This is a genomic window from Actinoplanes sp. NBC_00393 (assembly GCF_036053395.1).
Lineage (GTDB): Bacteria > Actinomycetota > Actinomycetes > Mycobacteriales > Micromonosporaceae > Actinoplanes.
On sequence record NZ_CP107942.1, the window covers coordinates 1,516,397 to 1,538,859 of the forward strand.

Below are 22,463 nucleotides of genomic sequence, written 5' to 3' on the forward strand. Positions count from 1 at the left end.
CTCAGTCGCCCTTTCGGATGCGTGGCTGATCGATCGTGGCGGGATCCAGAAGTTCGGCCGAGCGGTGCGCGGGCCGTACGTAGAAGTCGTCGAGCCAGGAGACGAACGCGCGCATCTCGGCGCCGGCGTTCGCCAGTAACTGGGCGTGCACACCGAGCCAGGCGGCGAAGGCGAACCGGCCCTTGAGCTCGTGCCGGTGCGGGCCGATCTCGGCGACCGCGGCCTTGCGGCCGATCATCGCCATGATCCCCTTGTCCCGGTAGTGGAACGGCTGCCGGGCCTCGCCCTCGAGGTCGGCGATGATGTTGCCGGCCGCCCAGTCGCCGGCCTGCTGGGCGACACTGCCCAGCTGGGGCAGGGTGTCACCGTCGCCGGCCGGGATGTTCGCGACGTCGCCGAGCGCGTACACCCGGGGGAAGCCGGAGACGGTGAGGTCCGGGCGTACGTCGATCCGGCCGCCGCGCCCCTGTGGCAGGCCGGACCGGAAGGCGAGGGGTGCGGCCATCTGGCCGCCGCCCCAGACCACCAGTCGGGTCGGGATGCCGGTGCCGTCGCTGAGCGTGACACCGTCCGGGGTGACCTCCTTGACCGAGACACCGAGGCGCAGCTCGACGCCGCGTCGTTTCAGCTGCTTGACCGCATAGCCGTGCGCGTCCTCGGAGAACGCGGTGAGCACGGTGTGCCCGAGGTCGACCAGGATCACCTTCGCGCCGGCGATGGCCAGGTGCGGGTAGACGTGCGGCATCACGTCGTGCACGATCTCGGCCAGCGCACCCGCGGTCTCCACCCCGGTCGGGCCACCACCGACCACCACGAAGGTGAGCGCGCCCTCGTCGATCAGCTCCGGCTTGGCCGCGGCGTCGCGGAACAGCTCCAGGATCCGGCCGCGGACCCGCTCGGCGTCGTCGAGGCTGTACAGCGGCAGGGTGTGCTGGTCGGCGCCGGGTGTGTGGAAGAAGTTGGGCTGCGCGCCGGCGCCGAGCACCAGCACGTCGGCAGGCAGGGTGCTGCCGTCGGCCAGGGTCACCGACGGCGCGTGCGGGTCGAGCGAGACCACCTCACCGGTATGCGTCTCCACGTTGCTGTGCCGTGCGAACATCTCGTCCAGCTCGAACCGGATGTCGCGGGGCGCCAGCTCGGCCGTGGCGATCTGGTAGAGCAGCGGCTGGAACTGGTGGTATCCGTTGCGGTCGACGATCGTCACCCGGGCGCGCGGCTCGGCGGCCAGCCGCCGTGCACAGGCCACCCCGGCGAACCCCGCGCCGACGATGACGACTCGTTTCGTCTCGGTCATCCCGACATGGTCGGACGGTCATACCCGAGGGGCTTCACCCCGGATGGATGAGGTGCGCAAACGCGGCGCTGACCCATCGTGGAGCGGTGAATCCGGACCTGCTCGCCGCTCCCGCCCAGCTGTTGCCGGCACGGGAGCAGATGGCGCTGACCCTGATGTTCCACATCATCTTCGTGCCGTTCGGGATCGCGTTGCCGACGCTGATGCTGATCGCCAACTACAAGGGCCTCAAGCGCAACGACCCGGTGTCGCTGATGCTGGCCCGGCGCTGGTCGCACGCGGCCGGCCTCACCTTCGCGGTGGGCGCCGCCTCCGGAACCGTGCTGTCGTTCGAGATGGGCCTGCTCTGGCCCGGTCTCACCGGCCGGTTCGGCGAGGTCTTCGGCCTGCCCTTCGCGATCGAGGGCATCCTGTTCTTCCTGGAGGCGATCCTGGTCGCCGTCTACATCTACGGGTGGCGGCGGCTGAAGCCGTGGACCCACTTCTGGCTCGGCCTGCCGATCCCGTTCGTGGCTTTCGGCGGCGCGTTCTCGATCATCTCGGCGAACGCCTGGATGAACATGCCGGCCGGGTTCGAGCTGGACGCGAACGGCCAGGTGATCAACGTCGACCCGATCAAGGCGATTTTCAACCAGGCGCTTCCGTACGAGTTGGCGCACTTCATCGTCGCCGCGTACATGGCCGCCGGGTTCACCGTCGCCTCGATCTACGTGGTCGGCTGGCTGAAGGGCCGCCGCGACCGCTACCACCGGCTCGGCATCCTGATTCCGCTGACCGTCGCCACCGTGCTCACCCCGGTGCAGTTCATCGTCGGCGACCGGACCGCGGTCGCCGTCTTCGAGGACCAGCCGGCCAAGTTCGCCGCCATGGAGGCGGTCACCACCTCCGGCACCAATCAGGCGGAGGTGCTGTTCGGCCGGTACGACAGCGCCACGAACACCGTCGAGGGCGGCATCTCGATCCCCGGGCTGAACTCGTGGCTAGCCGGTGGCAGCGTCGACACGTACGTCCCCGGCCTGGACCAGATCCCGCCGGAGAACCGCCCGTCGAACGTGACGATCGTGCACTGGGCGTTCGACATCATGGTCGGCGTCGGCACCGTCCTGATCCTGCTGGCGCTCTGGTTCTTCATCGCCTACTGGCGCAAGCGCGACGTGCCGGACAACCGGGTCTTCCTGTGGTTCGCGGCCAGTGCGGGCGTGCTCACCTACATCGCCATCGAGGCCGGCTGGATCGTCACCGAGGTGGGCCGGCAGCCGTGGATCGTCTACAACATCATGCGTACCGAGGACGCGGTGACCGACATCGGCGCCGGCACCCTCTGGATCAGCTTCACCGCCATCGCCGTGCTCTACCTGTGCCTGGCCATCGGCACGATCACCGTGCTGCGGGCCATGTCCCGGCGCTGGCGCAACACCGATCACACCGAGGACGACCTGGCCGTCTACGGGCCGCGGCCCAAGGTGGTGGAGCGATGAGCACCGCTGTCGCCGGCATCATGGTGCTGGCCCTGACCCTGTACGCGTGCACCGGCATCGCCGACTACGGCGCCGGATTCTGGGATCTGACCGCCGGTGGACGGGAACGGGGCCGTCGCCCGCGCGCCCTGATCGACACCGCGATCACCCCGGTCTGGGAGGCGAATCACGTCTGGCTGATCTACGTGCTGGTGGTCTGCTGGACGGCGTTCGGCAGCACCTTCGCGTCGATCATGTCCACGCTGTACATCCCGCTCGCGCTCGCGCTGCTGGGCATCGTGCTGCGCGCGGCCGGCTTCGCGATGAGCAAGGACGCGGCCCGGGCCCGGATGCGGCACCTGGCCGGCTGGGTGTTCGGGATCGGCTCGGTGCTCACCCCGTTCTGGCTGGGCACCGCGGTGGGCGCGGTGCTCACCGGCCGGATCCCGGTCGGGGACGCGGCGGGCAACGAGGTCACCAGCTGGTTCAACGTCACGGCCATCCTGATCGGGTTGCTGGTGGTGGCCATCGGGGCGTATGTCTCGGCGGTCTACCTGCACGCCGAGGCGCTCCGGCACGGCGTCAGCGCCTTGTACGGCTATTTCCGGATCCGGGCCATCGGCGCCGGCATCGCCGGCCTGGCGATCGGCGTCGGTGTGCTGATCTCGCTGTACTTCGACGAGAAGCAGATGTTCGACCGGGTGGTGCAGCGTAGCTGGATCCTGCTGCTGCTCAGCCTGATCCTGCTGACTGTCTCGTTCCGGCTGGCCACCGGCGCCCGGACGTGGCTGCCCCGGCTGGTCAGCGCGGGCGGGATCGCTGCCCTGGTCGGGGCGTGGGCGGTCGCGCAGTATCCGTACCTGCTGCCGTTCTCGCTGACTGTCTCGCAGGGGGCCGCCGAGGCGGCGACGCTGCGGTGGATGTTGATCTGGTTCGTCGGCGCCCTGATTCTGGTGATCCCGGCCCTGATCCTGCTGTTCTGGCTGGATCAGCAGGATGAGCTGGGCGAGGACCCGGCCACGTCGCGGGCCCCCGCCACGGAAAGCTCAGCTCAGGCGTGACGCGATGTGGTCGCCGACCCGCAGGGCGTTGGCCATCGCGGTCAGCGACGGGTTCACCGCCCCGATGCTCGGGAAGAAGCTGGTGTCCACCACGTAGAGGTTGTCCAGCTCGTGGGCCTTGCAGTTGACGTCCAGCGCCGAACTGGCCGGGTCCGTGCCGAACCGTACGGTCCCGGCCTGGTGCGCGGTCGCCCCGATCGGCATCCCCTTGTGCAGGTAGATGCTGTGGTCCAGCAGCCGGTGCGGGTGCATCCCGAGGTCGCCGAGCATGTTCTGCAGCTGGTGCTGCAGCCGCCTGACGCCCTCGAAGTTGTTCTTCTCGTCCAGCGTCAGCCGGATCTGCCCGTCGGACTCCAGCGTGACCCGGTTCGCCGGGTCGGGCAGGTCCTCGCCGCACAGCCAGAAGTCGACCGCGTGATGGGCGAGCACCTCGAACGGCATCTCCGGGGACACCTTGCCGGCCATCCGTGGCGCGTTCGCCCGGATCTGCTCGGCGTCGGACTTGCCGAGCATCTGGATGCCGCCCATCGGGAACTCCCACTCGTCCGACGCGAGATACCAGTCGTGGATCGCGAGGGTCTTCTGGAAGCGGGTCGGGTTGGGCTCGCGGGACACCGCCATCACGGCCAGGTTGTTGTGCCGCATGTAGTGGCGGCCCACCGTGTCCGAGCCGTTGGCCAGGCCGCGTGGGTGCTGGTCGTTCGCCGATCGCAGCAGCAGGGCCGCCGAGTTCACCGCGCCGCAGGCCACCACGACGATGTCGGCGGTGAACCGCTGCGTCTCGCCGTTCACTGAAGCGATCACCGCGGTGACCTCGCGGCTGGAGCTCTCCAGGCGCTCCACGTACGCATTGGTGATCATCGTGACGTTGTCGTGCGCCAGCGCCGGGTCGACGCACCGCACCTGGGCGTCGGACTTGGCGTTGAGCAGGCACGGGAAGCCGTCCACCCGGTTGCAGCGGATGCAGGCGCTGTCATGGGTCGCGTTCCCGGCCGCGTTCTGCGTCAAGTTCACCCCGATCGGCAGGTGGAACGGGTGCCGGCCGAGCTTCTCCAGGCTGTCGCTGAGCTCCTGGATCCGCGGTTCGTGCTGCACCGGCGCGTACGGATACTGCCGGCTCGCCGGCCCCTCGAACGGATCCTCCCCGTGCCACCCGTGCACCCCGTACAGATGCTCGGCCTCGCAGTAGTACGGCTCCAGGTCGTCGTAGCTGATCGGCCAAGCGGGGGAGACCCCGCCGTGGTGGCGGATCTCGCCGAAGTCCTGCGGGCGCAGCCGGAACAGCGCCGCCCCGTAGAACTTGGTGTTCCCGCCGACGTAGTAGTTCACTTCGGGTGGGAACTCGTGCCCGTGTTTGTCGAGCCAGAATTCCGGCGCCCGGTACTTACCCTTGACGAACACCGCCGTCGATTCCCAGTTGTCCCGTTCCCGGGGCAGGTAATCCCCGCGTTCCAGGATCAGGACCCGCTTGCCGGTGCCGGCCAGCCGGTGTGCCAGGGTGCCGCCACCGGCGCCGGTCCCGATCACGATCACGTCGGAGTGCATGCGCTCTTCCCCTATCCGTTGTCCTCGGCGTGGTAGTCCGCCAAGAGCTGCTGCTCCTGCTCCTTACGGGGGAACAGGAAGTAGACGAGCACCGCGCCGACGAGGATCGCGATGATCCCGGCCGTGTACGCCCAGTCCGCGCCGTCCAGGAAGGACCTCTTGGCGGCGGCGGTGATCTCGTTCGCGTACTGCGGGTACTGCTGAGCCGCGTCCGCGGCGCTGGAGTACGACTTGGTCAGCACGTTCTCCATCTCGCTGGTCATGTTCTGCGCGTCCGGAGCGGTGGCCAGCGTGGCGGCGAACGCGGAGGCGTACCCGGCGGTCAGCAGCGCGCCGAAGATCGACTGGAGGATCGCGCCGCCCAGGTCACGCTGCAGGTCGGCGGTGCCGGAGGCCATGCCGGCGCGGCGTACCGGGACCGAGCCGGTGAGCGAGTGCGACGCCGGGGTGCCGGCCAGACCGACACCGATGCCGATGAACGCGTACGCCAGGCCGATCTGCCAGTACGGGCTGTCCTCCTGCCAGAACACCAGCATCCAGCCGAAGGCGAGCAGCAGGGAGACGTACCCGCAGAGCAGGGTGAACCGGGCGCCGCGGGTCTCCACCAGCACGGCGCTTCGGGGAGCCACCAGGACCATGAGCACCACGGCCGGCAGGAAGGCGGCGCCCGCCTCCAGGGTCGAGTAGGACAGCACGTTCTGCAGGTACTGCTGGCTGACGAACGCCGAGCCCATCAGCGAGCCGAACACGATCACCCCGGCGCAGGCGGCCACCCAGAAGATTCGCCGGCCGGCCACCTTCAGGTCGTACAGCGGGTTCGCGGCGGCACGCTGGCGCAGGATGAACCCGATCAGCGCGGCCAGCGCGATCGCGGCCAGCCCGAGGGTGAGCGTGCCCTTGTTCGGCACCGGCGCGAAGTTGATCGACAGGATCAGCGAGCCGACCAGCACCACGGACAGGATGCCGCCGAGGTTGTCGACCGGATCAGTGGTCTCGTTCACCCCGCTCGGCACCAGGAACCAGGCCAGCAGCAGCGCCAGCACCACCAGCGGCAGGGTGATCAGGAAGACCGAGCCCCACCAGAAGTTCTGCAGCAGCGCCCCGGCGACCAGCGGCCCCAGGGCGGCGATGCCACCGCCGATCGCCGACCAGAGCGCGATCGACTTCGTCCGCCCGGCGCCGGACCACAGCGCGGTGATCAGCGCCAGGGTGGTCGGGTAGGCCAGGCCGGCCGAGAAGCCGCCGAGCATCCGGGCCCCGAACAGCACCGCGTCCGACGGGGCGTACGCGGCCAGCAGGCAGGCGGGGACGGAGAGCCCCATGCCGAGCAGGAGCATCATCTTGCGCCCGTACCGGTCGCCGAGCGCGCCCAGGTAGAGCACCGACGCGGCCAGGCCCAGCGAATAGCCGACCGCGATCAGGTCCAGGGTGGTCTGCGACGAGTCGAAGGCCCGGCCGATCGACGGCAGGGCCACGTTCGCCACGGACAGGTTCAGGTTCGCCACGGCGGCGACCACGATCAGCGCGGTCAGCACCAGTCCAGCTCGGGCCGGCGCCTGACCGGTCACGGCGGTGTCCCGCCCTTGTTCGGTATCAGCCATGGCCTCAACGTCGCTCGCTGCGCCGGTGCCGCGCATCGTTCGTGATGGGTGAACCTGAGCCGCGCTCACCCCTGACGGGGGATGTCACCCGCGACGCGGTGTCCTTTGCTGGACGACGGACGGGCGGTTAACGACGGCACAAGGACGGTAGAAGATGGACACCGCGAACGACAGCGCTCCGGCGACGAGCTCCGACTGGGGCTGGCGGGTTTGGGTCAGTGCGGCGATCGCCGCGGTGCTGGGCGCGGTGATCGGCGGTGTCGTGGTCAACGCGAACCAGTCGTCCGGCAGCCCGTCCGGCGGCTCCTCGCTCGGCGTGGGCTCCGACAAGGCCGCCACCTGCGCGGCCACCGCGGTGGCGGAGAAGACGCTGCCCTCGGTCGTGACGATCTCCGCGAGCAGCGGCGAGGCCGGCGGCACCGGCTCCGGCGAGGTGATCCGCGACGACGGCTACATCCTCACCAACAACCACGTGATCTCGGTGGCCGCGAACGGCGGCCAGGTCAGCGTGCTGTTCAACGACGGCCGCAGCGTGCCGGCCACCATCACCGGCCGGGACCCGAAGGCCGACCTGGCCGTCATCAAGGTCGAGGGGCAGCAGAACCTGTCGGTCATCCCGTTCGGCTCCTCCAAGGACGTGGTGGTGGGCCAGCCGGTGGTCGCGCTCGGTGCCCCGCTCGGCCTGTCCAACACGGTCACCTCCGGCATCATCAGCGCCCTGGACCGCACCATCGAGGTGCCGGGCGACGAGGGGGAGAGCGCGCTGCTGGTCTCAGCGCTGCAGACCGACGCCGCGATCAACCCGGGCAACAGCGGCGGCGCGCTGGTCAACTGCTCCGGCCAGCTGATCGGGGTGCCCTCGGCCGGCGCGACCATCCCCAGCTCGGCGGGCGGCGGCGGCAGCGCCGGTGACATCGGCCTCGGCTTCGCGATCCCGGTCGACCTGGCGAAACTCGTCTCCGACGAGATCATCGAGACCGGCACGGTCACCCACGCCTGGTTCGGCGTCAGCGTCATCACGGTGCCGCCCACCCAGGGCCAGCCCGGCGGCGTCTACGTCCGCTCGGTGGTGCCCGGCGGCCCGGCGGCCAAGGCCGGCCTGCAGACCGGCGACATGATCACCAGTATCGACGGTAAGCCGGTTACGAGCACCAACGACCTCGCCGCCGTCACCCTGACCAAGCGGCCCGGCGACGTCGTCACGGTCGACTACACACGCAACGGCAAACCGGGCAGCGCGAAGGTGACGCTCGGCGCCCAGCAGTGACCCCCGGTGCCCGGCCGATTCCGACCGGTCGGCGCAGCCGGCGGCCCGTCCGCCGATGCGACGGACGGGCCCGGGGATGCGAGCCTGCATGATCTGGGTACATTGCTGCACGTGACGATGGCGGACCGGAGTTCGCAGGCGGCCCCCGAGGGGACGCGATGCGCAGCGGCCACCACCGTGCCGCACGCGGACTTCGAGGTCCTGCTGGGCCTGCGGCACCGGGTTGGCCTGCCACAACGCGACCTGCGCTGCGAACTCGCGGCCGACCACGGCGGCCGCCACGTCGCCTTCGCGCTGGCCGCCGACGGCGGCGACGAATGGTGGTGGGCGAGCTGGGACGCCGAGCGCGGCGAAGTGCTCCGCCTCGAACCCTGCGACCGCGTCTGCCCCGACGAGCACGACGACTGCCTGCTTCCGGCCGGCCATGCCGGCCTGCACAGCTACGAATTCTGAAAATCCGGGGTACGCGCGACGAAAAGTCCCCGCTCACCCAAGCGACCTGGCACGGCGAGACGCCCCAACGCCACGGCCGGGCTGAAGCACGTGGACCGGCCGGTCGACACGCCTGTTTTCGCGTCCGCAAAACAGCCCAGTCAACCAGCCGAGCAATACGCGCCAGCCGTCGTCCTCGGCCCGGCCCGGCCCGCGAGGCAGCGTTCGGGGTCAGCCCGGTGGGGCGGCTGACGGCCAGGGTTGTCTTCCGGGCCGCGAGGCAGCGTTTGGGGTCAGCTCGGTGGGGCGGCTGACGGACCAGGGCTGCTTCGCGGGCTGCGAAGCAGCCCTGCGGGACAGCTGAACCCCGTGCTTCAGCCCGGCGGGGGCGCTGGGGCCTTGAGGCGTGCCTGATCGCTCGGGGAGAGCGGGGACTTTTCGTCACGCGTACTCCGGATGGTGTTGATCTTGGATGGTCTGCCCATCCGCATAGTTGTCGCATTTCCGGCGGCTGGTGCGACGGACGATGGCTGGGGGCGTTAACTCGACATCGATGCCCGTCATCGGGTCCTCCGTTACATCGACGACGCTGGAGGAGGAGACATGTTCGTTCGTGCTGTGCGCTGGCTGGCCGCGCCGGTCGTGGCCGGAGCGGTGGCTGCCGCCGGTCTGACCCTGGTGAACCCGCTGAGCCAGGCCGGCGCCGGGGCGCCGGAGAAGGGCCGTCCCGGGGTCCGCAACGTCATCTTCATCAACGGTGACGGCATGGCGGCCGCCCACCGCGAGGCCGCCCGGCTGTACTACGCCGGGATGGACGGCCAGCTCACCATGGACAAGCTGCCGGTTTCCGGGCAGCTCACCACCAGCCCCGACGACCCCGAGTCGGCGATCACCGACTCCGCGGCCGGGGCGAGCGCCTGGGCGACCGGCGTGCGGACCTACAACGGCGCGATCAGCGTCGACACCGACGGCAACCCGCTGCCGATCCTCGGCGCGCAGGCCAAAGCAGCCGGCAAGGCGACCGGGCTGGTCACCACGGCACAGGTGACCGACGCCAGCCCGGCGGCGTTCTTCTCGAACTCGGTGGACCGGGCGGCGCAGGACGACATCGCCCGGCAGTACCTGGAGAAGTCGAAACCGGACATCATCCTGGGCGGCGGCGAGGACTGGTGGCTGCCCGCCGGGACGCCCGGCGCCTACCCGGACCAGCCGGCCGAGGACCCGACCGAGGGCAGCCGCAGCACCCAGGGCAACCTGATCGCGCAGGCGCAGGCGGCCGGCTACCAGTACGTGTCGACGCCGGCGCAACTGGCCGCTGCCCGGTCCGGCAAGGTGCTCGGGCTCTTCGCCAACCAGGAGATGTTCCAGCAGCGGGCCGAAGGGCAGGGCGACATCTACGACCCGGTGGTCAGCCTGGCCACGATGACCCGCGAGGCGCTGAAACGGCTGTCCGGTGACCGGGACGGCTTCTTCCTGATGGTCGAGGAGGAGGGGGTGGACGAGTTCGCGCACCGCAACAACGGCATCCGCACCCTGCAGACCATGGGCGAACTGGACAAGGCGGTCGCGGTGGCCAGGGCCTACGCGGCGAACCACCGTGACACCCTGGTCGTGGTGACCGGCGACCACGAGACCGGCGGTCTGGCCGTGGAGGACGTCGATGCCGAGGACGAGTCCGGCAGCGGCGCCTCGGTGGAGGACGGGCCGTTCGCGGTGCAGGGCAGCTCGTTCCAGTTCGTGATCGACTGGACGACCACCGGGCACACCGGACAGGACGTGCCGGTGACCGCTTTCGGACCGCTGGCCGAGAGGTTCACGGGCAAGCACCCGAACACGCACGTGTACGACGTACTGGAACCGGTTCTGACCCGCTGACCGGTGACGTGGCCCTCCCGGGCCATCCCGGGAGGGCCGACCGGCCAATGTAGTCGATCACATATTCGCCGTACGTTGTCCGCCATGTCGTTGCCGTTCGATCTCTGGGGCCAGCGGGGCTGGGCCGGCATGGACGTGGCCGGCGAATCGCATTACGTCACCTCGATCCGCGCCCTCTTCGGGTCGGCGCTGCGCGCGGGCGGCTCCGAGATGACGGCCACCGTGCAGCTGCTGCCGGAGGGCACGAACAAGCACGACCGGAACGCGGTCGGCGTCTGGGCCGGTTCGCGGCAGCTCGGCTACCTGCCACGTCAGGAGGCGGCCCGCTACTCGACCGTGCTGTCCGCGCTGCTGGCCCGGGGATGGACCCCGCAGGTCTCCGCGCGGCTCTGGGCGGCGGGTTCCGGCCGGGACGTCACCGCGTCGGTGCGGCTCGATCTGGCCGAGCCGCACATGCTCGTGCCGGCCAACCAGCCGCCCGGCGTCCCGCATTCGCTGTTGCCGGCCGGCGCGGCGATCCAGGTGACCGGCGAGGAGAAACACCTGGACACGCTGGCGCCGTGGCTGCGACCGGAAGGGGAGTGCTGGGTCCACGCGACCCTGCACGAGGTGACCGAACAGCTGGCGCGCAGCTCACGCACGGTCGTCGAGGTGCGCCTCGACGGGGCCCGGGTCGGACAGCTCACCCCGAAGATGAGCGGCGACCTGCTGCCGGCGATCCGGCACCTCGCCGCCGGAGATCTCGCGACTGCGGCCCGTGCGGTGGTCAAGGGCAACAGAATCAAGACCGAGGTCGTTCTGTACGCGGCCCGCGCGCACGACCTGCCGGAGAGCTGGCTCGCGTCGTCCCTGTCCGGTGCCGCACCGGCGCGCTCCATGCCGGTGACGTCCGCCCCGGTGGTGAACCAACAGGCTGCTGTGCCGGCGGCTTCTCATAGGACGTCGGAGCCTCTGCAGCCGGCCCGCGCGCCGGTCGCTTCGGCCCGGGCGTCCGTTCCTTCCGCGGCTCCCGCCTCGGTTCATGGCTCGGCTTCGGCGCACGGCTCGGGTTCGGCGCACGGCTCGGCTTCAGCGCATGGTTCGGCTTCGGCGCCGACCTCAGTTCCGGCTGTCGCCCCGGCTCAAGATTCGGCCCTGACTCCGGCGTCGGCTCCGGCTTCGGCGGCGGTGTCGGAGCGGGGGAGCGAGACGGCACCGGCGAGGTGGCGATTCCAGGCGCCGCCGAATTGGCCCGCACCGCCGCCGGGGTGGAAGCCGCCGGCCGGGTGGGCGCCGGATCCGGCGTGGGGGCCGGTGCCGCCCGGATGGCAGTTCTGGGTTTCTGAGACGCCGGCGCCGCCCGTGGTGCCGCAGGTGGACGCAGCGCCGTCCGGGATGGAGGCCGATCCGGCGCTGCTGGCAGCGCAGGCCTCGCTCATAGCGCAGGCGCCGCTCATAACGCAGGCCCCGCCGGCAGCGCAGGCGTCGGCGGCAGCGCAGGCGTCGGCGGCAGCGCAGGCGTCGGCGGCAGCGCAGGCGGCGCCGGCTGTTGAGGCGGACGTGCCGTTCTTCGGGGCGCGCGGCAAAGCGCGTGAACTGGCCGCCGAAGTGACCCGGCTGCGCGCGGAGAACGATCAGTTGCGAGCCGAGATGGAACGGCTCGGCGTGTTCGCCGTTCAGGAGCTCGAGGAGTATCGCGGCCGCCTGGACCGGGAGATCACCGAACGCGCAGTCGCCGCCGAGGCGGAGCACGCGAAGTTGCGGGCGCGGCTCGATGAGCTGCGGCAGCAGGTCGTGGTGACCGAGGAGCGGGTGCTCTTGCAGGAGGCGGGTGTCTACCGGTATCAGCATCCGCTCAGCGATGCGGTCGCCTACCAAGACGCGCTCGCCCAGCTCCAGGACCAGGTCAAGGCCATGGCGAAGACCGACGGCGGCGCGGTGGCGACCGCGAGCGGCTGGACCGTGAACGGGTCGGAGTCACAGGGGCGCGCCATGCTGCGGGACTACTCGAAGTTGATGCTGCGCGCCTACAACGCCGAGGCTGACAACCTGGTGCGGACGTTGAAGCCGTACAAGCTGGAGGCGGCGATCGACCGGCTCGGCAAGGTGGCCGCGACCATCGCCCGGCTGGGCCGGACGATGGACATTCGGATCACTGAGGATTACCACCGGTTGCGCGTACGCGAACTGGGGTTGACCGCTGATTTTCAGGAGAAGCTGGCCGAGGAGAAGGAGCGCGACCGCGAGGAGAAGGCCCGGCTGCGGGAGGAGCGGCGGATCCAGCAGGAGATCGAACGGGAGCGGGCCCGGCTGGACAAGGAGCGTCAGCATTACGCGAACGCCCTGGCCACGCTGCAGGCGAACGGTGACGCCCAGGGGGCCGCGCAGTTGCAGGAGCGGCTGGCGCAGATCGACACCGCGATCCAGGATGTCGACTACCGGGCGGCGAATGTTCGGGCCGGGTACGTCTACGTCATCTCGAATCTCGGCGCGTTCGGCGAGAACATGATCAAGGTGGGGATGACCCGGCGGCTCGATCCGATGGACCGGGTGCGGGAGCTCGGGGACGCTTCGGTTCCGTTCACGTTCGACGTACACGCGCTGTTCTTCTCGGACGACGCCGCCGGGATCGAGGCGCAGATGCACGCCCGGCTGGCGGATCGGCGGGTCAACCTGGTGAATCAGCGGCGCGAGTTCTTCTATGCGACGCCGGCCGAGGCCAAGCAACATCTGATGGAGCTGACCGGCAGCCTGCTGCAGTACGAGGAGGTCCCCGAGGCGCTGGAGTACCGGCAGAGCCGAGGCGGCGCCGCCCTGACCGGCGGCGCCGCCTCCTACTAGGAAAGACTCAGCTGGCGTACGTCTCGAACTCGGCGACCTGCGGCGTGCCGGAGGCGCTGCTGATCCGGAAGGTGATCTTCGTCAGCGAGGTGGCCGAGAAGCTGATCACCTTGGCGCCGCTGCCGGAGGCCAGCACCGTGCTGCCGTTGAGAACCTGCCAGTTGCCGATCCGGCCGGTCGCGCCGGACGCCTCCCGGATGTTGATCTTCGACACCGTCTTGGCCGAGCTCCACTTGATCGAGATGTCGCCGGTGGTGCCGCTCGGCGACCAGTAGGTGCTCAGGTTGCCGTCCTTGACGTTGCCGTAGCTGGTGCCGCTGGCCTTGCTGGACCCGTCAGCGCCGGCGCCGATGCTCAGGTTGGTCCCGGTCGGCTGCGACGGGGCCGGCGACGAGGGCGCGGGCGAGGACGGCGCGGGCGAGGACGGCGGCGGCGAGGAGGGCGGGTTCGACGTCGGGCCGGTGGTCACCGAGCAGCTCCCGGTCGAGACCTGCAGGCCCTTGTTCGCGCCGGCGGTCTGGCTCACGATGTTCGGCACGCAGGACGCGTTGTCGAGCGTGTACGAGTACGGCACGCTCACCGTCGTCGTGGAGGTCAGGTTCGGCCCGGCCGGCTTGTTGTCGGTGCCCGGCGCCGACCAGGTCACGTTGTCCAGGATGTTGCCGCTGACCTGCCAGTACCCGGCCTGGTCGGTGTAGAACGTGCCGAGGACGTCCTTCGAGTCCTCGAAGTAGTTGTTGTCCACCTTGGCCTTCGCCCCGGCCCGCGAGTTGATCCCGGACTCGTGCAGCGAGACGTAGTGGTTGTTGTAGATGTGCGCGACACCGCCGCGCAGCAACGGCGTACGCGAATCGATGTTCTCGTATTTGTTGTGGTGGAACGTGATGTTCCCGCTGCCGGTGTCGGTCTCGCTGGAGCCGATCAGGCCGCCGCGCCCGGAGTTGCGCAGGATGCTGTAGGACAGCGTCACGTACTCGACGTCGTTCTTCATGTCGAACAGGCCGTCGAAGCCCTCCGACTCACCACCCGACGCTTCGAGCGTGACGTGGTCCACCCACACGTTGCGGACCGTGCTCTCCATGCCGATCGCGTCACCGCCGTTCGAGGTCGGCGAACCCGACTTCTTCACGTTCTTCACGGTCACGTTCTGGATGATGATGTTGCTCGAGTCGCGGATGTGGATGCCCAGCTGGTCGAAGACCGCCCCGCCGCCGACACCGACGATGGTGACGTTGCTGATCTGCTTGAGCTCGATCAGGCCGGCCGCGGTGTTGCAGCTGTCGCCGGAGACCTTGGCGGTGTTGCCGTGGTTGATCGTGCCCTCGACCTCGATGATGATCGGGGTGCTGCTGCTGGCCCGGGTGCACAGGGCGGTGTGGATCGCGGTGCCGGTGGTGGCCCGGACCCGGGTGCCGCCGGCGCCGCCGGTGGTCCCGCCGTTGGCGGTCGCGAAGCCGGTGACGCCGCCTACCGCCGCTGATGCCTGTTGCGTCGGCAGCGTGACGGCGATCGCGCCTGCGGCCGCCGCGGTGGCGGTGGCCGCCAGCGCCGCGCGAAGTCGCAGTTTGGACGGTCGTTTCATTCTCGTCTCACCTGTCCTGGGTCGGGGACGTGCGTCATTGACGGCGGTGTATGGGGATGCCGCCGCTGCAAGCCTCTGAGCACTGGGTAAGCGCTTTCCTGGCGAGAATAGGCAGCCTTTGACGAGCCTGACAAGGGCCGGAAACACCGATGACGCAAATCGATTCCTCAACCCGTTTTTGCTGTCATTTGCAGTGACGGTGTGTAACGGATCACACCAGATCGGCCGCGTTGACGCGGGCCGGCCGCGGAGGCGGCGGCGGAATCGGATCCCGGGGGGCGGCCGCGCCCGGCGGCACGCTGAGCGTGGCGGACCGGGCCCGGACGGCCTTGCCGCGCCCGGCCGAGCGGACCTCGAGCTCGCAGTGCCGCAACCGGCCGCGCCCCTGGCCGAGCCCGTGCCAGCGGCGGGCCGTCACCTCGATGGTGAGCTCGGCGCCCGGCCAGGCCCGGGTCGGGATCAGGACCGCGCCGCGCTGCCGGGCCCGCGAGGAGAGCGACCGCGCCAGCCCTTCCGGGACGTCGGCGGGCGGGGCCACGACGACCAGGTCGATGCCGTCGAGGAGGGTGCCGATGACCGTGGGCCAATCCGGGCCGGGGTCGGGCACCAGGGCGAGCCGCTCGATCGGCACCCCGTAGTCCTGCCCCGCGGCGAGCACCCCGAACGACGGCATGCCGACCACGCACGCCCAGCCGCCGTTGTCGCGCATGGCGCCGGCCAGCAGGAGCATCAGCAGCGAGGTGGAGCCGACCGCGGCGACGGTGGCGCCTTTGCGCAGCCCGCCGGGCCAGGGGAGCAGCGGCAGCAGGGCGGGGTCGGCGGGCAGGATCTGCGAGACGTCCGGCGCGAGCTCGGCCTCGTCGGCGGTCTGCACGGCGTGCGCGAGGGCGGCGGTGTTGTCCCGCTGCTGCGCGGTGGCGTTGACACGTTGCAGGGCGTCGAGAGCGTCGGCCACGCCGTTGATGCGGCCGTCGCCGGTCCAAGCCTGCCGTGTGCCCATGCGCGGTCCCCCGAGGTGCGTGCCGCAGGGGAAGGTGCGGCGACGGTGCTTCTCCGAACAAACTGCTCTCGAACAAATGTTCTAAGGCGCAGCCTAGCGCAACTATGAGAGGCTCGGTAACACTTCACGGAGGTGAGTCCGTTGCGCATCGGAATCCTCGGCGCCGCCCGGATCGCTGACCAGGCCATCGTCACCCCGGCCCAGGTGCTCGGGCACGAGCTGGTGGCCATCGCCGCCCGTGACCGCGCGCGGGCCGAGGAGTATGCCGCGAAACACGGCATCGCCCGGGTGCACGAGACGTATGCCGAGGTGATCGCCGACCCCGGCATCGACATGATCTACAACCCGCTGGTCAACTCGCTGCACGCCGAGTGGAACATCGCCGCCCTGCGCGCCGGCAAGCACGTGCTCAGCGAGAAGCCGCTGAGCAGCAACGCAGCGGAAACTCGCAGGGTACGAGCAGTTGCGCGCGAATCCAGCGGCCGGCTCGTCGAGGCCTTCCACTACCGGCACCACCCGGTGAACCTGCGCCTGCGTGACCTGGTCACCTCGGGCGCGCTGGGCGAGATCCGCTCGGTGGACCTGGTGCTGGCGATCCCGGCGCCGCCGCCCACCGACCCGCGCTGGTCGCTCGAGCTGGCCGGCGGCGCGACCATGGATCTGGGCTGTTACGTGCTGGACGCGGCCCGCACCCTGGGCGACTGGATCGGCGCCGAGGCGCGGATCACCGGCGTGGACGTCACGCTCTGGGCGCCCGAGGTGGATTCGGCGATGCAGGTGGAGTTCGCGTACGACGGCGGGGTGACCGGCCGCGGCCGGTGGGACATGGCCGCCGACGATCTGACGATGACCTGGACGGTGACCGGCACCGCGGGAACGGCCGTCTCGCAGTCCTTCGCCATCCCGCACTTCGACAACCGGATCACGGTGACCCGCGCCGGCCGGACCGAAGACGAGGTGCTCGGCGACCAGACGTCGTACACGTACCAGCTGGCCCGCTTCGCCGAGAACCCGCCGGACGAGCTGGACGGATCGGTGGCCACCGCCGAGCTGATGGACGAGTGCTACCGCCGGGCCGGGCTCACCCCGCGAGGCTGAGCACCTCCCGGACCGCGTCGGCGAACGCCTCCGGCGCCTCCTGCGGCAGATTGTGCCCGGCGCCGGTGACCTGATGGTGGCGGCGCGGGCCGGTGAACCGGTCCGCGGTCGGGCTGCCATCGGTGGCGGGGAAGTTCCCGTCGGCTGTGCCGTCGAGCGTCACCGCCGGCACCGGGACCGACGGCAGGAGCGCGAGCTGCGCTTCGGCGCGGGCATGGCCGGGCGCGCCGGCCGCCTGTCCGAGCCGATGGCGGTACGAGTGAACGACCACCTCCACCCAGTCGGGGTTGTCGAACGCCGCCACCGCCCGGTCGAGGTCAGCCGTCCCGAACGCCCATTTCGGGGAGTTGCGCCGCCAGATCACCTCGGCGATCCCGCGCCGGTCCGCGGTCAGCCCGGCGCGTCCCCGCTCGGTCAGGAAGTAGAAGAAGTACCAGAAGCCGGCCTCCAGGTCGGGCCGCAGCGGCCGCATCGCCGCGCTGATGTCCTGGATGAGGTAGCTGTTGACGGAGACGATCCTGGTCACCCGTTCCGGGTGCAGCGCCGCGGCCACGCACGCCGCCCGGCCGCCCCAGTCGTACCCGGCGAGGACTGCGCGGGGAATGCCGAGGGCGTCCAGGAGCGCGATGGCGTCGGCGCCGAGGGCGGCCTGCTGGCCGGACCGGACGGTGTCCGCGCTGCGGAACCGGGTCGGGCCGTGCCCGCGCAGGTAGGGCACGATCACCCGGTGCCCGGATCCGGCGAGCAGCGGCGCCACCTCGGCGTAGCTGTGGATGTCGTAGGGAAAGCCGTGCAGCAGGACCACCGGCGGCCCGTCGGCCGGGCCGGTCTCGTGGTAGGCCACGTCGAGTTCGGCCGTGCTGACCTGCCTGGTCGGCAGTCGTGTCATCGCGGGTCCTTCCGGGGTGGGCCGGTGGTGCGGCCCGGCGGCCGCACCACCGGGCGGATCAAGCGGAGACCGCGCTGACCGCGTCGAGGATGGAGGCGGTCACCGACTCCGGGTGGGACACGCTGATCGCGTGCGAGGCGCCGGAGACCTCCCGTACGCCCTTCGCGCCGGCCCGGTCGGCCAGGAAGCGCTGCAACGCGACCGGGATGTTCTTGTCCCGGTCGCCGAGGACGAACCAGGAGGGAATGGAGCGCCACGCGGGTGTCGCCGTGGGCAGGCCCTCGGTCAGGGCGGCCTCGGTGACCGGGCGCTGTGTCACGCTCATCACCGCGGCCTGGTGGGCCGGCAGGTCGGCGGCGAACTGGTGGTGGAAGGCGTCGCGCCGGATCACGAACTCGTTGCCGCCGCTGCTCAGCGGGTACGCCTCGAGCGCCTCGCCGAGCGTGCTGCCGGGGAACTTCGTGGACAGCTGGAACGCGGACTCGCCCTGGTCCGGGGCGAACGCGCAGACGTAGACGAGACCGGCCACCTGCTCGCTGCCGGCGGCCGCCTCGGTGATCACCATGCCACCGTACGAGTGGCCGACGAGGACGACCGGGCCGTCGATGGTGGCGAGCACGTCACGCACATAGGCGGCGTCGCCGGAGAGGCTGCGCAGCGGGTTGCCGGCGGCGATCACCGGCACGTGGTTCGCCTGCAGCATCTCGGTGACTGCGGTCCAGCTGGCGGATTCGGCGAAGGCGCCGTGGACGAGTACGACGGTGGGCTTCTGCTGGGTCATGACAGGGTCCTTTCAGTACCGGCCGAGGGCCTTGCGGAGAACGTGAATCGCCTGCTCGATCGCGGCCGTCGTGGCGGCGGTCCCGCGCAGCGGGTTGAGCATCATGAAGTCGTGGATCGTGCCGTTGTAACGGGCGCTCGTCGTGCGTACCCCGGCTGCGGTGAGCTTGCGGGCATAGGCCTCGCCCTCGTCGCGCAGCACGTCGCACTCGTCGACGAGCACGAACGCCTCGGGCAGCCCGGCCAGGTCGTCGAGGCTCGCCCGCAGCGGTGACGCGGTGATCTCGTCGCGTTTGTCCTTCTCCGGCAGGTAGGCGTCCCAGAACCAGGCCATCGCCTTGGCGGTCAGGTGCGGCCCGTCGGCGAACTCGCGGTAGCTGGGGGTGTCCTGGCCGGCGTCGGTGACCGGGTAGTACAACGACTGGTGCACGAAGCGCACCTCACCGCGCTGCTTGGCGAGGAGGGTCAGGGCGGCGGTCATGTTGCCGCCGACCGAGTCACCGGCGATCGCGACCCGGGAGGTGTCCAGACCTGAGGACCCTCCGTGCTCGGTGATCCAGCGGGCCACCGCGTACGCCTGCTCGATGGCGACCGGATAGCGGGCCTCCGGCGAGCGGTCGTAGTCGACGAACACGACCGCGGCGTCGGCGCCCACGGCGAGTTCCCGGATCAGCCGGTCGTGGGTGACGGCGCCGCCGAGGATCCAGCCGCCACCGTGGACGTAGAGGATCGCCGGCAGCGGACCGGCCGAGCCCGGCGGCCGCACGATGCGGACGCGCACGTCGCCGGCGCCGGCCGGGACGGTGATCCAATTCTCGTCGACGTCGAGCTTGTCGATCGCCGCCGCCTGGATGTCGTCGAGCACCTGGCGGGCGCGGTCGACGCCCAGCTCGTACAGGAAAGGGGGTTCTGCCGTGGCGGCCGCGAAGGCCTGGGCCGCCGGTTCGAGGATGTGCTCGCTCATCTGGTTGCCTTCCTGGCGCGGAATCGCTGTCACGAGCCCAGACCGGGCAGCCGCGGGATGTGTGACACGGGACGCGTTGGAATTCCGGCCGGATTCAGCGAAGGATGGTCATCGGCGCGAAGACATTGGGGGGCCAGTGGTAGTGGAAACCGAAGATCTCGACGAAGCGGCGAGGATCTTCACGAGCGTGCGGCCGCGGCTGTTCGGCATCGCGTACCGCATGCTCAGCAGCGCTGCCGAGGCCGAGGACCTGGTGCAGGACGTGTGGCTGCGGTGGCAGACCACCGATCGCAGCGCGGTGCTCAACCCGGCCGCGTTCCTGGCCACCACGACCACCCGGCTGGCGATCAACGCGCTGCAGTCGGCGCGGGTGCGGCGGGAGACGTACATCGGGCCGTGGCTGCCCGAGCCGGTCGACACCAGCGCAGATCCGTACCTGGGGGCCGAGCGCGGTGAGGCGCTGGAGTTCGCGTCGCTGATCCTGATGGAGAAGCTCACCGCCAACGAGCGCGCGGCGTACGTGTTGCGCGAGGCCTTCGACTATCCGTACGGGCAGATCGCCGACATCCTGCACTCCACCGAACCCGCGGTCCGCCAGCTGGTCAGCCGGGCCCGCAAGCACGTCACCGGGGAACGGCGTACGCCGGTGAGCTCCGAGGCGCAGAAGGAGCTGCTCGCCACCTTCGTCGCGGCCGCCCGCTCCGGCGATATGGCCGAGCTGGAGCGGCTGTTCGCGGTGGACGTCGTCAGCCTCTCCGACGGCAACGGCGCGAAGCAGGTCTCGCGTTACCCGGTCACCGGCGCCGGCAAGATCGCGAACATGTACCACGTGATCTCCGGCTGGTTCTGGGAGGGCCTCGAGGTGCGGTTCGCCGAGGTGAACGGGCAGCCGGCAGCCCTGCTGCTGCGCGACGGGCAGGTGAACGCCGTGCTCGCGATCACCGCCTCGGCCGACGGCATCGACCAGCTGCTGTGGATGATGAACCCGGCGAAACTCGCAGCGTTGTAGGTCACACCGCCGGTTGTCACAAACCGGCGGGCTGTCCGGTCCTACAGGTATGAGAACGATTCTGGTGGTGGGCGGCGGTTACGCGGGCTTCTACACGGCCTGGAAGCTGGAGAAGAAGCTGCGCCGTGACGAGGCGCAGGTCGTCGTGGTCGATCCGCGGCCGTACATGACGTATCAGCCGTTCCTGCCCGAGGTGCTGGCCGGCTCGGTCGAGGCCCGGCACGCCGCGGTGTCGCTGCGCCGGCACCTGCGGCGCACCCGCCTGATCGCGGGCCGTGTCGTGCAGGTCGACCACGCGCACCGGCAGGTCACCGTGCAGCCGGTGGAGGGCCCGGAGTACCGGCTCGACTACGACATCATCGTCGTCACCGCCGGTGCCATCACCCGCAAACTGGGTATCCCCGGGGTGGCGGAGCAGGCCATCGGCATGAAGCACGTGGAGGAGGCGGTGGCGATCCGGGACCGTCTGCTGACCAACTTCGACCGGGCCTCGACGCTGCCGGCCGGGCCGCAGCGCCGGCGGTTGCTGACCGTGACGTTCGTCGGCGGCGGGTTCTCCGGCGTCGAGGGCATCGGCGAGCTGCTGTCGCTGGCCACCGCCCTGGTGCGCAAGTATCCCGAGCTGGACCCCGGCGAGCTGAGCTTCCACCTGGTGGAGGCCCGGGACCGGATCCTGCCCGAGGTCACCGACAAGCCCGGCCGCTGGGTGGTCGAGTCGCTGGAGAAGCGGGGCGCCCGGGTCCACCTCAACGCCCAGCTGGTCTCCGCCGACGGCGGGCACGTGGTGCTGTCGACCGGCGAGGAGTTCGACTCCGACCTGATCGTCTGGACCGCGGGCAACGGCGCGAACCCGATGGTGCGCAGCCACACCGACCTGCCGGTGGACGCTCGCGGCATGCTGATCGTGCGCGCCGACCTGCGCGTCGGCACCGAGGACGAGCCGGTCGAGGACGCCTGGGGCGCCGGTGACGACGCGGCGGTGCCCGACCTCGCGGTCGCCCGGCCGGGTGCGGCCACCGTGCCCAACGCCCAGCACGCGGTGCGCCAGGGCAAGCTGCTGGCCAAGAACATCGCGGCCACCCTGCGCGGCCGCCGGACCAGGCAATACAAACACCACAGCCTGGGTACGGTCGCCACGCTCGGCCTCGGCCGCGGCATCTTCCAGTACCGCGGCATCGTCATCAAGGGTCTGCCCGCGTGGCTGATGCACCGCGGCTACCACGTGCTGGCGGTGCCGAGTTGGGAGCGCAAGGTCCGGGTGCTCGCGGTCTGGCTGACCGCCGCCCTGTTCGGCCGCGACATCGTCTCGCTGGCCTCGGTGCAGGACCCGCGCCACGAGTTCGTGACCGGCGGAGAAGCACCCCGCAGCGAGAAACAGGGCAGCGAGAAGCAGGGCAGCGAGAAACAGGGCGCGGAGCCGTCCTCGAGACTCGAACATGCCGGATCGGCGTGACCTCGTGGCCAGGCTGGCCGACGCCTGCCTGCACGGGGACGTCGCGGCCCTGGAGGCCGTACTGACCACCGATGCCGTCGCCGTGTGCGACGGCATCGGCCTGCTGCCGGTCCGCGGCGCCGCGGACGTGGCCCGGCTGCTCACCCGGCTGACCGGCGGCGGCGCGGACCTCACCAGCGAATCGGTGAACGGAACACCGGGCCTGGCCCTGCGCCGCGCCGGCCGGGTCGTCGCGGTGGCTGCCGTGCAGCCCGCGGGTGACCGGATCGCCACCGTCTGGATAGTCCTGAACCCGGCCAAGCTCAGCGGCTGGAACTGACCATTGCCGAGAGTGGA

19 protein-coding genes are annotated in these 22,463 nt (G+C 70.5%); 10 read left to right on the plus strand and 9 right to left on the minus strand.

Annotation, left to right across the window (positions count from 1 at the left end; all coding sequences use genetic code 11):
- Position 1: 1 nt before the first annotated feature.
- The gene (locus tag OHA21_RS06895; RefSeq protein WP_328471313.1) at positions 2-1,294 is read right to left on the minus strand and encodes an NAD(P)/FAD-dependent oxidoreductase; all 1,293 of its coding nucleotides are present in this window, start codon (positions 1,292-1,294) and stop codon (positions 2-4) included.
- A gap of 86 nt (positions 1,295-1,380) precedes the next feature.
- Here OHA21_RS06895 and OHA21_RS06900 point away from each other — a divergent pair, with 86 nt between their 5' ends.
- The gene (locus OHA21_RS06900) at positions 1,381-2,772 is read left to right on the plus strand and encodes a cytochrome ubiquinol oxidase subunit I (protein ID WP_328471315.1); all 1,392 of its coding nucleotides are present in this window, start codon (positions 1,381-1,383) and stop codon (positions 2,770-2,772) included.
- Positions 2,769-3,812: a cytochrome d ubiquinol oxidase subunit II gene (locus tag OHA21_RS06905; RefSeq protein ID WP_328471317.1), complete on the plus strand. Its 1,044-nt coding sequence runs from the start codon at positions 2,769-2,771 to the stop codon at positions 3,810-3,812. Before OHA21_RS06900 ends, OHA21_RS06905 begins: the two co-directional genes overlap by 4 nt.
- On the opposite strand, the gene OHA21_RS06910 is transcribed toward OHA21_RS06905, so the two are convergent.
- Entirely contained in the window at positions 3,798-5,357 is a 1,560-nt protein-coding gene (locus tag OHA21_RS06910) for a GMC family oxidoreductase (RefSeq protein ID WP_328471319.1), read from the minus strand. The two genes, OHA21_RS06905 and OHA21_RS06910, sit on opposite strands and share 15 nt — an antisense overlap.
- 11 nt (positions 5,358-5,368) lie before the next feature.
- The gene (locus tag OHA21_RS06915) at positions 5,369-6,958 is read right to left on the minus strand and encodes an MFS transporter (protein ID WP_328471321.1); all 1,590 of its coding nucleotides are present in this window, start codon (positions 6,956-6,958) and stop codon (positions 5,369-5,371) included.
- Between the two features lie 154 nt (positions 6,959-7,112).
- On the opposite strand from OHA21_RS06915, the gene OHA21_RS06920 reads away from it, so the two are divergent.
- On the plus strand, positions 7,113-8,225 hold the full coding sequence (locus OHA21_RS06920) for a S1C family serine protease (RefSeq protein ID WP_328471323.1): 1,113 nt from the start codon (positions 7,113-7,115) through the stop codon (positions 8,223-8,225).
- 111 nt (positions 8,226-8,336) lie between these two features.
- A complete protein-coding gene (locus tag OHA21_RS06925; protein WP_328471325.1) occupies positions 8,337-8,678 on the plus strand; it encodes a hypothetical protein in 342 nt (113 codons plus the stop codon).
- Between the two features lie 420 nt (positions 8,679-9,098).
- On the opposite strand, the gene OHA21_RS06930 is transcribed toward OHA21_RS06925, so the two are convergent.
- Positions 9,099-9,221, minus strand: a complete 123-nt coding sequence (locus OHA21_RS06930) for a hypothetical protein (protein WP_328471327.1) — start codon at positions 9,219-9,221, stop codon at positions 9,099-9,101.
- A 39-nt stretch (positions 9,222-9,260) separates the two neighbouring features.
- On the opposite strand from OHA21_RS06930, the gene OHA21_RS06935 reads away from it, so the two are divergent.
- Both OHA21_RS06935 and OHA21_RS06940 read left to right on the plus strand, forming a co-directional pair.
- Positions 9,261-10,532, plus strand: coding sequence for an alkaline phosphatase (locus OHA21_RS06935; protein ID WP_328471329.1), 1,272 nt, complete (start codon positions 9,261-9,263; stop codon positions 10,530-10,532).
- Positions 10,533-10,535: 3 nt separating this feature from the next.
- Positions 10,536-13,352 carry a DUF4041 domain-containing protein gene (locus OHA21_RS06940; protein ID WP_328471331.1) on the plus strand — a complete coding sequence of 939 codons (2,817 nt, stop codon included), beginning with the start codon at positions 10,536-10,538 and terminating at the stop codon, positions 13,350-13,352.
- A gap of 7 nt (positions 13,353-13,359) precedes the next feature.
- Here the strand turns inward: OHA21_RS06940 and OHA21_RS06945 are convergent, their stop codons facing one another.
- Positions 13,360-14,934 carry a pectate lyase family protein gene (locus OHA21_RS06945; protein WP_328471333.1) on the minus strand — a complete coding sequence of 525 codons (1,575 nt, stop codon included), beginning with the start codon at positions 14,932-14,934 and terminating at the stop codon, positions 13,360-13,362.
- 211 nt (positions 14,935-15,145) lie between these two features.
- A complete protein-coding gene (locus OHA21_RS06950; RefSeq protein ID WP_328471335.1) occupies positions 15,146-15,934 on the minus strand; it encodes a hypothetical protein in 789 nt (262 codons plus the stop codon).
- 141 nt (positions 15,935-16,075) lie between these two features.
- Here OHA21_RS06950 and OHA21_RS06955 point away from each other — a divergent pair, with 141 nt between their 5' ends.
- Positions 16,076-17,032 carry a Gfo/Idh/MocA family protein gene (locus OHA21_RS06955; protein WP_328471337.1) on the plus strand — a complete coding sequence of 319 codons (957 nt, stop codon included), beginning with the start codon at positions 16,076-16,078 and terminating at the stop codon, positions 17,030-17,032.
- Here OHA21_RS06955 and OHA21_RS06960 read toward each other — a convergent pair.
- The 3 genes from OHA21_RS06960 to OHA21_RS06970 are packed head-to-tail and all read right to left on the minus strand — an operon-like array spanning position 17,016 to position 19,665.
- On the minus strand, positions 17,016-17,921 hold the full coding sequence (locus OHA21_RS06960) for an alpha/beta fold hydrolase (protein ID WP_328471339.1): 906 nt from the start codon (positions 17,919-17,921) through the stop codon (positions 17,016-17,018). The two genes, OHA21_RS06955 and OHA21_RS06960, sit on opposite strands and share 17 nt — an antisense overlap.
- A 58-nt stretch (positions 17,922-17,979) precedes the next feature.
- Entirely contained in the window at positions 17,980-18,702 is a 723-nt protein-coding gene (locus OHA21_RS06965) for an alpha/beta fold hydrolase (protein WP_328471341.1), read from the minus strand.
- A gap of 12 nt (positions 18,703-18,714) precedes the next feature.
- A complete protein-coding gene (locus OHA21_RS06970) occupies positions 18,715-19,665 on the minus strand; it encodes an alpha/beta hydrolase (RefSeq protein ID WP_328471343.1) in 951 nt (316 codons plus the stop codon).
- Positions 19,666-19,807: 142 nt separating this feature from the next.
- Here OHA21_RS06970 and sigJ point away from each other — a divergent pair, with 142 nt between their 5' ends.
- From sigJ to OHA21_RS06985, 3 genes are read left to right on the plus strand one after another with little or no spacing between them, the layout of a single operon-like run.
- Positions 19,808-20,674 carry an RNA polymerase sigma factor SigJ gene (gene sigJ, locus OHA21_RS06975; protein WP_328471345.1) on the plus strand — a complete coding sequence of 289 codons (867 nt, stop codon included), beginning with the start codon at positions 19,808-19,810 and terminating at the stop codon, positions 20,672-20,674.
- Between the two features lie 49 nt (positions 20,675-20,723).
- On the plus strand, positions 20,724-22,127 hold the full coding sequence (locus OHA21_RS06980; protein ID WP_328471347.1) for an NAD(P)/FAD-dependent oxidoreductase: 1,404 nt from the start codon (positions 20,724-20,726) through the stop codon (positions 22,125-22,127).
- The gene (locus tag OHA21_RS06985; RefSeq protein WP_328471349.1) at positions 22,111-22,446 is read left to right on the plus strand and encodes a siderophore-interacting protein; all 336 of its coding nucleotides are present in this window, start codon (positions 22,111-22,113) and stop codon (positions 22,444-22,446) included. Before OHA21_RS06980 ends, OHA21_RS06985 begins: the two co-directional genes overlap by 17 nt.
- Positions 22,447-22,463: the final 17 nt, after the last annotated feature.

Coding starts and splice junctions, on each gene's coding strand:
- OHA21_RS06945 (WP_328471333.1), bottom strand. CDS start 14,934: ATGAAACGACCGTCCAAACTGCGACTTCGCGCGGCGCTGGCGGCCACC.
- OHA21_RS06970 (WP_328471343.1), bottom strand. CDS start 19,665: ATGAGCGAGCACATCCTCGAACCGGCGGCCCAGGCCTTCGCGGCCGCC.
- OHA21_RS06930 (WP_328471327.1), bottom strand. CDS start 9,221: ATGACGGGCATCGATGTCGAGTTAACGCCCCCAGCCATCGTCCGTCGC.
- OHA21_RS06985 (WP_328471349.1), top strand. CDS start 22,111: ATGCCGGATCGGCGTGACCTCGTGGCCAGGCTGGCCGACGCCTGCCTG.
- OHA21_RS06960 (WP_328471339.1), bottom strand. CDS start 17,921: ATGACACGACTGCCGACCAGGCAGGTCAGCACGGCCGAACTCGACGTG.
- OHA21_RS06950 (WP_328471335.1), bottom strand. CDS start 15,934: ATGGGCACACGGCAGGCTTGGACCGGCGACGGCCGCATCAACGGCGTG.
- OHA21_RS06905 (WP_328471317.1), top strand. CDS start 2,769: ATGAGCACCGCTGTCGCCGGCATCATGGTGCTGGCCCTGACCCTGTAC.
- OHA21_RS06910 (WP_328471319.1), bottom strand. CDS start 5,357: ATGCACTCCGACGTGATCGTGATCGGGACCGGCGCCGGTGGCGGCACC.
- OHA21_RS06895 (WP_328471313.1), bottom strand. CDS start 1,294: ATGACCGAGACGAAACGAGTCGTCATCGTCGGCGCGGGGTTCGCCGGG.
- OHA21_RS06965 (WP_328471341.1), bottom strand. CDS start 18,702: ATGACCCAGCAGAAGCCCACCGTCGTACTCGTCCACGGCGCCTTCGCC.
- OHA21_RS06915 (WP_328471321.1), bottom strand. CDS start 6,958: ATGGCTGATACCGAACAAGGGCGGGACACCGCCGTGACCGGTCAGGCG.
- OHA21_RS06980 (WP_328471347.1), top strand. CDS start 20,724: ATGAGAACGATTCTGGTGGTGGGCGGCGGTTACGCGGGCTTCTACACG.
- OHA21_RS06935 (WP_328471329.1), top strand. CDS start 9,261: ATGTTCGTTCGTGCTGTGCGCTGGCTGGCCGCGCCGGTCGTGGCCGGA.
- OHA21_RS06920 (WP_328471323.1), top strand. CDS start 7,113: ATGGACACCGCGAACGACAGCGCTCCGGCGACGAGCTCCGACTGGGGC.